This is a genomic window from Epilithonimonas hungarica (assembly GCF_900102265.1).
GTDB lineage: Bacteria > Bacteroidota > Bacteroidia > Flavobacteriales > Weeksellaceae > Epilithonimonas > Epilithonimonas hungarica.
In genome coordinates this window covers 356361-371569 of the sequence record NZ_FNBH01000002.1, presented here as the reverse complement: position 1 = coordinate 371569, position 15209 = coordinate 356361, and the positions used below count along the sequence as shown (strand labels likewise).

Genomic DNA, 15209 nt, shown 5'->3' with positions numbered 1-15209 from the left:
TATGAGTTGTGAGTTTTTCAAATCACTCATCACTCATAATTTATAACTGATTAAACGTCCATCGCCATCACCAAAATACTGATTTTTACATTCTCGGAATTATTGAGGATTTCCCACGCAATATTCGACATTGTGTTTCCGGTAGTATAAACGTCGTCAATTAAAAGAATGTGCTTGTCATTGATGTTTTCTGTCAATTGGTAAGCATTTTTTGTTTTCAGTCTTTCACTTTGATTTTTCTTAGCCTGCGCTCGGGAATGTTTGATTCGTTTCAGTAAAGTGTGATTAACAGGAATGTTGTAATGCTTCGATAATTCGTTTCCAAAAAGATGCAGCTGATTGTAACCGCGTTGTTTCAGCTTTTTGTAATGAAGTGGAACAGTAACCAATAAATCTGGTTTTCCATTAGCGAAATCAATTCTTTCTGTAGTCCAATTCACTAAGACTTTCCCGATTTTTTCTCTGTGATTGTATTTTAATTGATGAACAATTTTCTGCGCAAGGCTTTCCTTTTCATAGTATAATAAAGAAAAGGCGTTTTCAACAGGAATCAGCAAAGATGCTTTTTCCATCAGCGAATTAGTTTCAAAAAATTGGTGATTGGAGAAATTGACCTTGTCCAGACACAATTCGCAAACGACATCTCGTTTGTCAATCAGCTGATTGCAATCCAGACAACGATTTGGGAAAAGAAAGTCAAAAATCATTGTCCTAAATTAATGATTTTCTGATTTTCTCAATCGATTTTTTCATATCGAGGTTGAATTGCTCTTTTTCCAGTCTCGTCGGTGGTGCTTGTCTTACTTCACAATTCTGTATGCTGCAGCTTTCACAGGTCACACCAACTTCAATCGTTTTTAAAGAAGACGATTTGGCAAAATTCAGTTTTTTTATGGTTTGATTATTGAGCAAAATTCCCAAACAATAACTTCTGTTGCTTCCGTCGGAAAAAGGGTTTTTTTGTGAAGTGGAAATCACGAGATAACTCACGCCCTGATCCTTGTAATGCGAGATTTGCGCATCGGTCAAAGTTTCATTTTCCTTTAGATGATGCAGATTTTTCACCGCAATCCAGCGCCTGCAATAGTGCTCATTGGTTGCATTGGAATGTGGTGCTTGCTGATGATTAAGATGCAATTCTTTCAAGATTTGAATTTTATCAGAATCATCTTTCTTCACAAAACACAGGTAAAACAAATCCTTGATTCCAAGTTCTGATGTCAAAACATTCGTTAATCGATAATAAAATGTCTCCGGCGAATCTGTAAAATGATTGATCAATGCTTCAAAATTCTGAGATTCCCATTGTTTTTGGTCGAAGAAATCCGAGGTTTTTTCAATCAGTTCTTTTTTCGAAATTAAGAAACAGCCTGCAAAATAAGAAGCGTAAAAATTATTTAGAATTTCTTCAAAACTTCCAAAGTCCAACCAGGAATAAGTATTTGGTCTCGGATTCAGTTTCAAAACATTGAAGCCGATTTCTTTTGCAAGAATAAAGGTTTTTTGATTGAAGTCCAGTCGCTCGTTCAAAAGCAACAATTTTTTTTCCGGAATATATAGTGAACGAAGTTTGTTCAATGCATAATCATGCGAAAAATCCTTTGACTGAATATGATAACCGAATTTTTCTTTCAACAGATTTTCCAAGATTTCGGTCTTGAGATTTTTATTGAGTTCCAGCTGATTTTCATTCGCAAACTGGATCGCTTTTTCCTCAACTTCCGGGAAATAATTATCATACAATTCCTGAAAAGAACGCATCACAGCAAAATAAAATCGTTCTTTTCCTAGGTTGTAATTCTGGGAAACCTCAATTAAAGCGTTAATGAAGGCTGTTACTTTTTTCGGTGCATCGCTGATGATGCTGATGAGATTGTTCTTATTGATCCCGAAAAGGTCCAATGGAATTTCCTTGAAAAAATCAGATTGCAAAACATCATTGATTGGCGTCAGACTTTTATCTAATTTAGTCGAAACCAGATCATCGAAAGTACAATTCAAAGCTTCCGAAAGCTGGATTATCTTGTCATGTTTCGGATACTTTTTGCCGTTTTCTATTTCGTTGAGATAAGATTTGGAAAGTCCGGTTTTGGTTGCAAGGTCTTGCAGGGACCAGTTTTTTTTCTGTCTCTGTTGTTTCAGTTTTAGTCCGAAAACTACGCGTATATAGTCGCTTTCTGCAATCATAGAATCAAAGATAAATATTAAAGCGATTATCCGCATAATAATTTTTATAAAAAAATTAGCGAACGTTCGCTAAATGTGAAAATCTTTTTTATATATTTGTCAAACCAAATCACAAAATATTTTAATTATGGAAACGATGAGCCAGCTGAAAATTTCTCCAAAAAGTAAATTCCAAGAGGTTTTTACCGACGAACTAACGGATTTTTTAATCAAACTTCACAGGAATTTCAATCATTCAAGGATTGATTTATTAGAAGAAAGAAAAAAGACGCAATTAAGATTTGATTCGGGAGAATTGCCATCATTTCCATCAGAAACGATTCATATCAGAAATGGAGAATGGACTTGTTCAGAAACGCCAAAAGATCTATTGGATAGGAGAGTGGAGATCACTGGTCCGGTTGATAGGAAAATGATCATCAATGCACTTAATTCCGGAGCTAATGCTTTTATGGCAGATTTTGAAGACAGTAATTCTCCGACTTGGGAAAATTGTATTCAGGGTCAAATCAATCTTACGGATGCTATCAATAGGAATATCGATTTTATTAACGAACAAGGTAGATCTTACCAACTGAATGATAAGATTGCAACATTGATCGTTCGTCCGAGAGGTTTGCATCTATCCGAAAAAAATATTGAAATTGAGGGTGAAAACGCGTCGGGTTCTTTGGTAGATTTTGGAATTTACTTTTTCAGAAATGCGAAAACTTTGATTGAAAAAGGAACAGCGCCTTATTTTTATCTTCCAAAGTTAGAACATTACAAAGAAGCGCGTTGGTGGAATGATGTTTTCATTTTTGCTCAGAATTATCTGGAAATTCCGCAAGGAACGATCAAGGCAACAGTTCTGATAGAAACAATTACAGCTTCTTTTCAATTGGACGAGATTCTTTTCGAACTGAAAAATCATAGCTCCGGACTCAATTGTGGACGTTGGGATTATATATTTTCTTATATCAAGAAATTCAGGAATCAAGCCCAATTCTTAGTTCCTGACAGAGACCAGGTGACGATGACTTCACCTTTTATGAGTGCCTATTCCAAACGAGTGATTGAGGTTTGCCACAAAAGAAATGTCCACGCAATGGGCGGGATGGCAGCGCAGATTCCTGTGAAAAATGATGATGAAGCCAACGAATTGGCGTTTGAAAAAGTAAGAAACGATAAAGAAAGAGAAGTCAGGAATGGTCACGACGGAACTTGGGTGGCGCATCCGGCCTTGGTTCCTGTAGCGAAGGAAATTTTCGACCAATATATGCCGAAGAAAAATCAGATCCATAAAAAATTTGACCATAAAATCAAGGAGTCCGAATTGCTTGAAGTTCCCGCCGGAACAATCACGGAAAATGGCGTTCGAAAAAACATCAATGTTGGAATTCTCTATATCGAATCCTGGTTAATGGGCGTTGGAGCGGCTGCACTTTATGATCTGATGGAAGATGCGGCAACGGCTGAGATTTCCAGAACTCAGGTTTGGCAGTGGTTACATCACGGTGTTGTGCTCCAAGATGAAAGAACACTGACTAGAGAATTGGTTTTGCAATGGGAAAAAGAAGAACTTTCCAGAATCAAAAAATATGTTGGAGAAGACCGATTTACAAAAGGGAAATTCAATCTCGCAAAAGAGCTTTTCAATGAATTGATATTCTGTGATAAGTTTGAGGAATTCCTCACTTTGAAAGCGTATCCGTTTATTTAAAAACAAGAATAAAGAACAAAGATGAAAGACTCAAGATTTAACAAAGAAATTTTGAGTCAGGAATCTTTATTTCTAAAATCTAAAAATATAATCAAACCAAATCACCAAATATTATGCAAACAAAACAAGAACAGATCCAGGCTTTGGAAAAAGACTGGCTGACAAATCCGCGATGGATTGGCGTTACAAGACCTTACACGGCAGAAGATGTATTGAAACTAAGGGGTTCTTACAAACTGGATTACACGATTGCAAATGAAATGTCCCAAAAACTTTGGGATAAACTCAATAACCAAGATTGGGTTGCCGGACTTGGAGCGTTGACAGGAAATCAAGCGGTTCAGGAAGTGGATGCAGGACTGGAAGCGATTTATTTATCAGGATGGCAAGTTGCAGCAGATGCGAATCTTTCAGGCGAAATGTATCCGGACCAGTCGCTTTATCCTGCGAATTCAGTTCCATCTGTTGTCAAGAAAATCAATAATGCCTTATTGAGAGCAGACCAGATTCAATCAGTCAACGGAGGCGGAGAAAAAGAATATCTCGTTCCAATCGTTGCTGATGCAGAAGCGGGCTTCGGCGGAAACCTGAATGCTTTTGAATTGATGAAACAAATGATTGAAGCTGGTGCGGCAGGCGTTCATTTCGAAGATCAATTGTCTTCTGCCAAAAAATGCGGCCACCTTGGTGGAAAAGTTCTGGTTCCGACTCAGGAAGCAATCAATAAATTGATTGCTGCTAGATTGGCTGCGGATGTTTGTGGTGTTCCGTCTGTGATTGTTGCAAGAACTGATGCGGATGCGGCGGATCTGTTAACTTCTGATATCGATGATAGGGATAAGAAATTTGTAACCGGAGAAAGAACTTCGGAAGGATTTTATGTTGTGAATAACGGTGTGGAGCAGGGAATTGACAGAGGTTTGTCTTATGCCCCTTATGCTGACCTGATCTGGATGGAAACGTCAAATCCTGATCTGGAATATGCAAGACGATTTGCTGAGGGGATCCACGCTAAGTTTCCAAACAAGATGTTAGCTTATAACTGTTCGCCGTCTTTTAATTGGGCAGCAAAATTGACCGTTGAAGAAATGGAGAACTTCCGTGAGGAGCTGGCGAAAATGGGATACAAATTCCAGTTTATCACCTTGGCTGGCTTCCATGCTTTGAATACAGCGATGTTTGAGTTAGCTTATGCTTACAAAGAAAGAGGAATGGCAGGATATTCTGAATTGCAGGAAAGAGAATTTGCGCTTCAATCCAAAGGTTTCCGTGCTGTGAAACATCAGTCGTTTGTTGGGACAGGATATTTTGATGAGATCCAAACGATCGTTACTAGCGGAAAATCTGCAACTGTGGCCATGAGGGATTCTACAGAAACAGCACAATTTCATTAAGGCTCATAATCCATATTATAATTGTTGAATTTCGAAATATGTCAACAAAAAACCCTGATTTCTATGAAGTCAGGGTTTTGAATTTTATTTGGACGATGATCAATACATCAATTTATAATATTCATCCGCCATTCTGTCGCTATTGAATTGATATTTCACATCATCCATTGCAGTTTGTACGATCTTTCTCCATTGGTTTGGATTTTCATAATAAGTTGGGATAATTTGATTTTCCAGAACATCATATAGATTATTAAGGTCGAAATTATCCTGCTCGATTTGGGGCCAGTTTTTGTAATCTGCCTGTGGAACTACGAAAGAATTTTCTCCGTTTTTCGCAAATTCCGGAATCCAGCCATCGTCAGTAGAAAGGTTTACAGAACCGTTCATAGAAGCAGTCATTCCACTTGTTCCTGACGCTTCTCTTGGAACTCTTGGATTGTTGAGCCAGATGTCAGAACCCTGTTTCAGGGATTTGCTTAATGATAATTCGTAACCTGTAAGAACTGCCATGTTTTTATGATTCTTGCTTTCCTCAACCAGGTTGTTGAAAGTAGAAATTGCTCCATAATCCATTGGGTAAGGTTTTCCTGCCCAGATGATCTGAACCGGGTATTTACTGTTTTCAAGCATTTTTCTGAAACGCTCTTTGTCTGCTAAAAGAAGGTCGGCTCTTTTGTAACCTGCAAAACGTCTTGCCCAAACGATCGTCAACACACTTGGGTCAAAGATTTTTCCTGTCTGGTCAGCAACGATCTTGAATGTTCTTTTCTTGAGATGTTTTTTTCTGTAATCGAAAAGTGCGTCATCACTTTCGTCTTTAGCATCATATAATGGCTTATCTGCCCAATATTTGAATTCCTGGGCGTTTGTTATTGATTTGATTTCACAGATTCCCGGATATTTGCTCCACATTTCTCTGGAAACAACACCGTGAAGCTGAGAGACACCATTGGAAATTCTCGACATTCTCAATGCACAAAGTGAGTGGTTGAAACGGTCGTCATTTACACCCTCGATGTTCTTAACTTCATCGATCGTTAATCCGCAGAAGTATGACATATCGTGGCAAAGGTGGATGTTGTGTTTCTCGTTTCCTGCTTCTTCTGGCGTGTGTGTTGTGAAAACTAATTTTTCTTTCACCTTGGAAAGATCTCCGCCATATTTTCTTAATAAGTAAAAAGCGGCTGGTAAGCCGTGCGCTTCATTCAAGTGATAGATATCTCTTTCGAAGTTCATTTCGTCCAACAATTTTGCTCCACCTTTTCCAAGAAGGATGTACTGGGCCAGTTTTGTTGACTCGTTTGCATCGTATAATCTGTGAGAAATTGTTTTTGAAAGGTGGTCGTTTTCCGGAACATCCGTACTTAGAAAAAACATTGGGCAGGTCTTGAAAGTTTCAGGATTCAGGTACCAAACTTTTACCCAAACCGGAGCATTGTGGATCTCGATTTGGAATTTGATGCCTGTATCTTCCAGGAAGCTGTACATTTTTTTTGTCCAGATCGGGTTCAGTGTTTGGTCGGCGTTTCTGCTTTGGTCGTAGTATCCATATTTCCATAGGATTCCAATTCCTACGAAGTCTTGCTTTAAATTATATGCGCTTCTCATATGCGATCCGGCCAAGAAGCCAAGTCCGCCACTGTAGATCTTGAGCGATTGGTCTATAGCGAATTCCATAGAGAAATAGGCAGTTCTTTTGGAGTAGTTTGGATTGATGCTGTAAGGCATCTTGAAGTTTTTGAAATCCATAGTTCTTTTTATATATTTTAAGGTCTTGTCTATAAGGTTGCAAATATAAGAATTAGTTTTTTGTGCAATAGATCAGGGTGGTGTAAAGTCATGAAATTAAAGGTGAAAATCTGCCATGTGACCATTATTGCTTACGAAGCTTTCTTCTGTCCTTGAACATTCATTAGCCTCTTTATATTTTCTTTATTATTAATTTTAATTAATATAATTATTTTGTAATCAATTATTTAGTAATTTAGAACAGGTTTAATTTCTAAAAGGAATGGTATGATCTTTTGCGAGGACCTTAATAAGAATCTGGAGATCTGTGTGGCTTCCAAAAATGAGAAGACGGACGACCTTGTCAAATGGTATGATTCCATTGGCAGGGCAAATCTGCATGAGCGCGAAGAATATCAGAAAAAAACCGAGTTGCTTTTGCTTAATACATTGTTTAGCCATTTTCCTGAAATGGAGATTGAAAACCTGACAGGTGAAAGCCCGGATTTTATCATCAATTATAAAGGAAAGCGGATCGGGTTAGAGGTTTCGGAGATTATCAACCATTTTGAACTCAAGAAAAAAGAAAGCTATATTAATCATATCTTTCGTACGGTGGAAAATCTGTTGTCCGAATATAAAAGTCTCTACGGCATCTATCATCTTAATATCGATTATTTCCAAGATGACTTTTATCAGCAGCCGGAACAATTGATCAAAGAGATCTCGTCAGCAATTACCAATAACAAGAGAACTAAAATAGTTAGATCCATAAGAAGGACGCCTCATCATAAAGGCGTTCTTTTGTTTTTAGAATACAACCTGTCTTTGTTTGATGAGCTCCATTCCGATAAAATATTGGAAGTCATCGAAAAGAAGAATTCCAAATACCCCCTGTATAATCACAAGGCCAAGGAATGTTGGCTGATCCTGGTCTCCAATATGTACAACATTGCGTCCAGATACAGCTATATCAATGGCAAAGAGGAGCTCAGGAAAGTGAAGAGCCCGTTCTCAAAGATCTTGCATTTGGAAAATCTCTATAGCCAAATGATGGTGATCAAGTGAATTTAAATCATTTTTTATGCTGTTTATTATGTTAAGTGTCTATTTGTTTGATGTTATTTGTAAATAATTTTCATTTTAATGTTGTTTTTGTGTTGAATTAATTATTAATTTAGACTCAATGCAATATTGCAGAAAAACACAAATAATTTTTTTAAATGGCTATCAAGTACAATTTGATTCAAAAGGCACAGCCGGGCATTGCCGGTGGAGGCAGAAAGAAGTGGTATGCAAATATTGCAATAGATGGTGAGCTAATGATCGATGATCTGGTAAAGCAGATCGAGAAATTTTCTGCGCTCTCGGAAGCGGATATCCGGGGTGTCATCATTGCCCTCGAAAATGTGATACAAGACCAGCTCGCCAATGGCAAGATCATCCGACTGGACAAACTGGGGAGTTTCTATCCAAGCCTTACCAGCGAAGGGGTGGATAAGGAAGGAGAATTCACTACCGCTAATATCCGTGGTGTAAAAGTGAATTACAGACCCGGGAAACGGATCAGTAACGCCCTGTCTGTGGCCACTTTCAAGAAGAAAAGTTAGTATTTCTGAAAAACCAAGCTTGTAGTTCACCAACTACAAGCTTGTTGTTAAGTAAGAACAAGCTTGCTTTTAGGAGAAACCAAGCTTGTTGTTTTATAATCGTTAACCAGGGTTTCTTGAACTTAAGGTTAAGTGTTTGTGAAATTTAATAAAATAGGATATGAATTCATAAGAGGGTTCTACTTAACAAAGCCATCATTTGTGAACCTTTTTTACATTTATATTAACTTTTTATACCCTCGGATTTTATCCTTCTTATAATTTTATATTTGCTTGCTTATGAAAACAAAATGTGATGAAACTAAATCTATTATCAAAAATTTCGTGCTTTTATGGTAGTTCTTTAAAAGCTTTTTTTCTTTTCTTTTTATTGATTGGCGTGAACGTTTGGGCACAGACAATTACAATAACAAATACTACGGCAGGAGGGACTGGCAATCTGAGCAGTGCCAATTATGATGGTGGTGCGGAGCGTCTCTGGACTCAAAATAGTTTAAATTTTGGAGGGCAATACATTACCAATGGAACGGGCGGTAATGCAAGTGCGATTCAAGGACAGGCAAATAATGGTTTATTATATAATATATCTGCAGTACCTGGTAAAATTATTAGTATCGTAATTAATGGGAATGCTGTTGCATCAACACTATATGTTGGGACATTATCGACAGGAAGATTGGTGCCTGCTGGTGCGGGAACTGGCTACATACCATCCGGGACTGCCCAAGGGGCAGGTAGCCCTGGTAGTTGGACAATTGGTTCTGGAGATTATAGATTTTTTGCAATAAAAAGAGGCTCGAGTGCGTCCTATTGGACATCTGTTGTAATCACTTATGATGCCGGCAAGACAGTTACATTCAACTCTAATGGAGGCTCGGGAACCATGGGTTCTCAAACGGCATCTGTCCCTACCAATCTTACATCCAATACGTTTACGAGAACCGGTTATAGCTTTACCGGATGGAATACCAGCGCAAATGGATCAAGCACGCCTTATGCCAATGGCGCCCAGTATAGCTTCAGTGCAGACATGACGCTTTATGCGCAATGGTCTGTCAACAGCTATAATGTAACTTACAATGCAAATGCATCCACTAGTGGAACTGTTCCGGCAGCACAAAGCGGAAATTATAACTCAAGCATCAATTTATCATCCAACACTGGAGCGCTTGCAAAGACAGGATATGTCTTCAATGGATGGAATACCAATGCCAGCGGAACAGGAACTCATTATAGCGAGAATGCAAACTTTACAATACCTGCGGGCAATACAACTCTGTATGCGGAGTGGAAACTGATAGCGTCTTATTCCGGGGTGGGTGCGGGAGCAGGTACGGAACCGGCAACACTTTCATCTCTTGTCAATACACAAACGGATTCCGTACTTAGCTTTGATTTTACAGTCACAGATGATAATAATACGACGGACGGCAATGATAGTCTGCCAACTTTGATCAGTCAGATCGTTATCCCTCAAAATACAGGAAATGATATTGCCAACTGGACGCAGGCTATCGATGGGGCTGTGCTTACAGATGGCGTCAATACGATCATGGGAACGGTTAATGCCACTAACATCACATTTTCTGGTATTCCTGTCGCGGCCAAATCATTAGGATATATTGCGGATGATGATAATAAGACCTACAGCTTGAAGATTTGGTTGAAGACCTCTCTTGGGGGAACTTTGCCTACAACGATAGATGGTCAGAATCTGGTCTTCAAAGTAGATAGAGGTAATTTTACAACGGCAGGCTCCACAACGTCTACTCAATTTGAAGCTGGTACAGGAGCGGTAGTGGGATCTGGAGCCAGTAATAATGCGGTTGAGGTCATTGCAACAAAATTGGATTTTGTACAACAGCCTACCAATATTACGGTCAATAGCAATATGTCTCCCGGGGTCACGATATCGGCAAATGATGCTAATGGAAATAGGGACAAGGATTATACAACGGCAGTTACAGTAACATCTACAGGGAACTTGACGGGTGCTCCTGTGAGCTCTAATGCTGTGTCTGGATTAGCTACTTTTTCTACACTTAGACATATGGCGGGTGGAACTAATCTGAAATTGACTGCCGGTTCCTCGTCGTTCGCAAGTATAGAATCGGATCCATTCAGTGTGACCTTGGTGACGCAGGCGTCTGATTATTTTAAAAGTAAAGAGGTGACGGGTACTTGGGCAACGGCAAGTAACTGGCTGTCTTCACCGGACAATGTAACCTGGATCAACTCTACTTTGGTACCTTCAAATACGGCATCTGGGATTACTATATCAGATAACAGTACAATTACGGTCTCTGCAACTGCGACGGGGAAAGATATTACTATAGAAAGTAGCGGTGTTTTGACGGTCAACAGTACATTTACTATTTCAGGGACCAATGTTGTGAACGGAACTTGGAACCAATTAACAACAACGGCCATCTCAAACAGTGGGACACTTGTTTTCGGAGACGATGCTATCTATAATCATAATGCCAATGGCGGCACAATACCAACGGCAACCTGGAGTGATTCTTCCAATTGCAACGTGATAGGCTATACGGGTACTTCCAATATAAATGGTGTTTCTGGGATAGTACAAGACTTTGGGAACTTGACCTTTAATAATACAAAAACGGGTTATCTCAATTTGTTTGCTGCTGCCGGAACTATGACCGTAAGAGGAACGCTTACAGTGGGGCCATTGACAAGTAATCTTGTGTCATTTGGTAATTCTAGTTTTTCTGTGACGGCAAACATTAATAAAATTAATGTAACTGGCGGTGCTTTGCATGGGGTTGGGTCTGGAACGGTTTTGAACTTGAATGTCACAACTGACCTTGTTGTTGATGATACTGGTGCATTTCGTCTGGCGACTGGCAACGGGAATGCTAATGTCACGGTAACAAATGATGTTTTGCTCAAGGGTCAGGGAAGTTTAGAGGTTGTAGCTGGTACAAGTTCAACTGTTGGGACGCAAATACTTTCTGTTGGAAGAGATTTTGTTATTGCCGGAACTTCGGCCATTTTAAATTTGAAATCCAATATAGGAGGGGCCACAGGGCCTGGTGTAGTTAATGTTGGAAGAAACTTCAGTTCAAATAATACTGCTACAGATGCTATAGATGTTGATTTTGGTATTGGGAGTGTGTCAAGTAATTATATTGCGATTTCTGGTAATCTGACCCACACAGGAAATGGTGTTTATCAAACAACTTCATCATCACAGGCAAGAGGTTTTGTTTTTAGAGGTACCTCTTCTATGCCATCCCAGATCAGCTACTCGGGAGAGAATTCTGATTACACGAGTTATGAAGTAGATGCTGGCTACTATGCAAAATTAAATACCGATCTGACATTGGGGAGTAATACAGGACCTGTTTCCTATTTTACAGTAAAAGGGACTCTTGACTTTGACGATAAGTCGATCATAGGAAATAATGTTGCAAGATTTGTTACTGCAAATGGAGCTGTGTTAAGTACATCCAATGCTCACGGATTTGGAGGGACCAATACTACGGGTAGCTTGAGGTCGTTTGGCGCAACTGGTTCCACTTCTAATAACGGAACAGCACAGTTTATAGCGGGTGCCAACTATTTGTTCAATACTAATACAATTACTCCTTTTCCAACAGGAACCATAGGGAATCCTGCAAGCCTTACTTTTAACAATGCAGAAGTTGTATCTAACAGAATGGGAAGTTTGATAGTTTCAGGAGCTGTTAATATCAACGGAACTTCTAAGTTTTCACTCAATAGTGCGGGAAACAGTCTGGCTTTGGGAGGTGTAATGACCATTGGGGAGAATGCTGCATTTGATAATAATGGTGAAAACCAGATTACAAGTGGGGGAAGTGGAGCAGCAATTGTAATAAATGGAACATTTGTTACAAAGGATGCACAAGGGTTCACCGGTAGTAATTCTAGTGTGCCTACCGTTCCCGTTACTATTAATGCGGGTGCTACGGTTCATTATGCGCTAGATGGTGCTCAAACAGTGTCGTCCAGGGCAGATTATCAAAATCTACTCTTTACAGGGAGTGGTACAAAAAGTACTACGGGTAGCATTGCAGCCATCGCTGGTACGGTTGCTATAGATGGGAGTAATACTATATTGGATGTTTCCAATAATACATTTGGTAATTCTACAACTGGTCTTACAATGGTTGCCGGGACTTTTCGTTTGGCAGGTTCTGGTGTAAAACCGGATATCAGTGGGTCTTATAATCTGGCATCAGGAACCAATATAGAATTTACAGGAACCTCTGCCACACAAATTCGCTTAGCACCTCAGTATGCGAACGTTATTATTTCAGGAAGTAATGTGGTTGCGGGAACTACAACTAATGGAGGGCTGACTTTCCAGGAAAATGGAAACTTCATAGTGAAAAACGGAGCGAGGTTCAAGGTTAATAATGATAATGGCTTTAGCGGAGCTTCTACTACGGCTATTAAAAATACCAATAATCCAACAATTACTTTAGAATCAGGTTCTTCGATAGACTATACAGGTGCCGATCAAATAGTGACCAATAGTTTGGATTATCATAATTTGATAATTTCTACAGCTGGGGTGAAAACGGCGGCTCCCGGAAACATTATTGTGAATGGCCTAACAACGGTAAGCGCCGGAAGCTTAATTATTTCTGAAACGGCAGATCATACGACTTCTAACGTCCTGTATGCCCATAAGGGGATTTCTAACTACGGTGGGGCACTTAATTTTGGAACTAATGCACAGCTCATGCAGGATTCTGATGCAGTTAACATTGGAAATATTGTGTCTGCAAGAAAAGGCAGGCTTCCCAAAATGGGTTACAACTATTGGAGCTCGCCAGTCAACGCTCAGAATCTTTATGCGTTCTCAAATGGAGGACAGGTAGGAGGTACGCCTAAGAATAGGTTTTGGGTTTATGACGAAGCAACAGACATGTTTAAAAATACAGGAGCTTTCTTGTTGAATGACTCTTCTGTGTTCGAAACTGGGAGAGGGTATGCTATTCGTGGTATGGATAACTTCAGTACATCGATGCCAACCGTATCGCATGAATTCGCATTTGCAGGTGTGCCAAATAACGGTGAATTATCGTTTGCTTCTTTGAAGTATACCAATGATATGAAAGGTTATAATCTCGTAGGGAATCCTTATCCGTCCAATATCGATTTTGATAAGCTTTATGCTGCCAATTCTTCTAAAATATACGCAACGGCCTATTTTTGGACCAATAACGACATGACGGTTACACAACAACAGGGAGCTGGCTATTCTGGTAATAATTATGCTGTCTATAATCTTACCGGCGGCTCTCCTGCGGTTCAAATAGATGGAGATCCAAATCAATCTGGCTCTGCAGGCCTGGCTCCAAGTAATATTATCAAAGTAGGACAGGGATTCATCATCAAAACAAAACTGGCGGGAAAAGATCAGCCTCTTGATTTTACCAATGACATGCGTTCTACGGATGACGGCAATTTCTTTAATAATAAAAATAATAAAAATAATGATAGATTTTGGCTGAAATTGATATCTCCTTCTAGTGTTTCAAATACAGTGCTGGTCGGTTATATCCCTTCTGCAACCAATGATTTTGAAATCGATTATGACGGGGAGTTGTTTGTAATAGGTTCGGATTCTTTCTATTCTCTGTTAGGGAGCAGAAAATTAGCGATACAGGGTAGGTCTGCCTTTGATAGAGAAGATAAAGTGGCTTTGGGAAATGTCTATTCTCAAAATGGAAATTACAGGATATCGATTGCTGATAAACAAGGTGTTTTCGATAATGGGCAAAAAATATATTTGAAAGATAAATTACTTGATAAAATCATCGATCTGACCAATGGAGATTACATGTTCCAAGCTGTGAAAGGTACCGATCACACCCGTTTCGAGATTGTCTATAAGGCGGAAGAAGTGCTGGGTGTTGGAGCTGACCTTAAATCTGATTTTATGGTCTATAAGGATAATAACGAGCAGGTTATCAAATCAACTAAGAAACTAGGAAGGGTTGAGATTTATGATGCTTCCGGGAAACTGGTCAAGGCTGCAATTGTGAATGGCACGGAAGCAAGATTTGACACCACAATTTTATCAAATGGTGTTTATATACTTAAGATTGAGAACTCTGGAGACTTGAAAACAAAGAAATTCATAAAGTAAGATATACAATTTATTATAAAAAAGCCTTTCAAAGTTTTAAACTTTGAAAGGCTTTTTTATAATAATAATTTTATTCATTGCCAACTCTCTTGAAAATCATGGAAAACAAAACATGCGGAAATTTAATTGTTTTGGATGATGTGTTTTGGATGATGTGTTTTGATTGGGATTGTTTATGCGGATGTTTGTGATGATTATTAGAAATAAGTAAATGTCACATATGTGTTGCTTATACGAAATATTTTTTACAAATCATTGATTACAATGTGAACTAACTGCTAATTTAATTGTAATATCGATAAAAATAATAATTATTTCTTTTACCATATCTATTAATATCTTAATTTTGTGAAATTATATATGATAAATAATTTGTTATGAAAATAAAATTACTAACTGATTGCATTCTTGTTAAGCGAGGGGATGGTTTTTTGAGGCTC

At 38.8% G+C, this 15209-nt stretch carries 8 protein-coding genes; 5 read left to right on the top strand and 3 right to left on the bottom strand.

Annotation, left to right across the window (positions count from 1 at the left end; all coding sequences use genetic code 11):
- Positions 1 to 50 precede the first annotated feature (50 nt).
- Together BLT30_RS08860 and BLT30_RS08855 are read right to left on the bottom strand one after the other, a co-directional pair.
- Entirely contained in the window at positions 51 to 707 is a 657-nt protein-coding gene (locus tag BLT30_RS08860; protein WP_089873216.1) for a ComF family protein, read from the bottom strand.
- A gap of 4 nt (positions 708 to 711) precedes the next feature.
- Entirely contained in the window at positions 712 to 2187 is a 1476-nt protein-coding gene (locus BLT30_RS08855; protein WP_089873215.1) for a helix-turn-helix domain-containing protein, read from the bottom strand.
- A gap of 127 nt (positions 2188 to 2314) precedes the next feature.
- Here BLT30_RS08855 and aceB point away from each other — a divergent pair, with 127 nt between their 5' ends.
- Entirely contained in the window at positions 2315 to 3889 is a 1575-nt protein-coding gene (gene aceB, locus BLT30_RS08850; protein ID WP_089873214.1) for a malate synthase A, read from the top strand.
- 113 nt (positions 3890 to 4002) lie between these two features.
- Positions 4003 to 5283, top strand: a complete 1281-nt coding sequence (gene aceA / locus BLT30_RS08845; protein WP_089873213.1) for an isocitrate lyase — start codon at positions 4003 to 4005, stop codon at positions 5281 to 5283.
- Between the two features lie 99 nt (positions 5284 to 5382).
- On the opposite strand, the gene glgP is transcribed toward aceA, so the two are convergent.
- Positions 5383 to 7035, bottom strand: coding sequence for an alpha-glucan family phosphorylase (gene glgP / locus BLT30_RS08840; protein ID WP_175487165.1), 1653 nt, complete (start codon positions 7033 to 7035; stop codon positions 5383 to 5385).
- Positions 7036 to 7302: 267 nt separating this feature from the next.
- Between glgP and BLT30_RS08835 the strand changes: the two genes are divergently transcribed.
- The 3 genes from BLT30_RS08835 (at position 7303) to BLT30_RS08825 (ending at position 14769) form a co-directional block, all read left to right on the top strand.
- On the top strand, positions 7303 to 8082 hold the full coding sequence (locus BLT30_RS08835; protein ID WP_089873211.1) for a hypothetical protein: 780 nt from the start codon (positions 7303 to 7305) through the stop codon (positions 8080 to 8082).
- 155 nt (positions 8083 to 8237) lie between these two features.
- On the top strand, positions 8238 to 8624 hold the full coding sequence (locus BLT30_RS08830; protein WP_089873210.1) for an HU family DNA-binding protein: 387 nt from the start codon (positions 8238 to 8240) through the stop codon (positions 8622 to 8624).
- A gap of 295 nt (positions 8625 to 8919) precedes the next feature.
- Complete coding sequence (locus BLT30_RS08825) at positions 8920 to 14769, top strand: InlB B-repeat-containing protein (RefSeq protein WP_089873209.1); 5850 nt, start codon at positions 8920 to 8922, stop codon at positions 14767 to 14769.
- Positions 14770 to 15209: the final 440 nt, after the last annotated feature.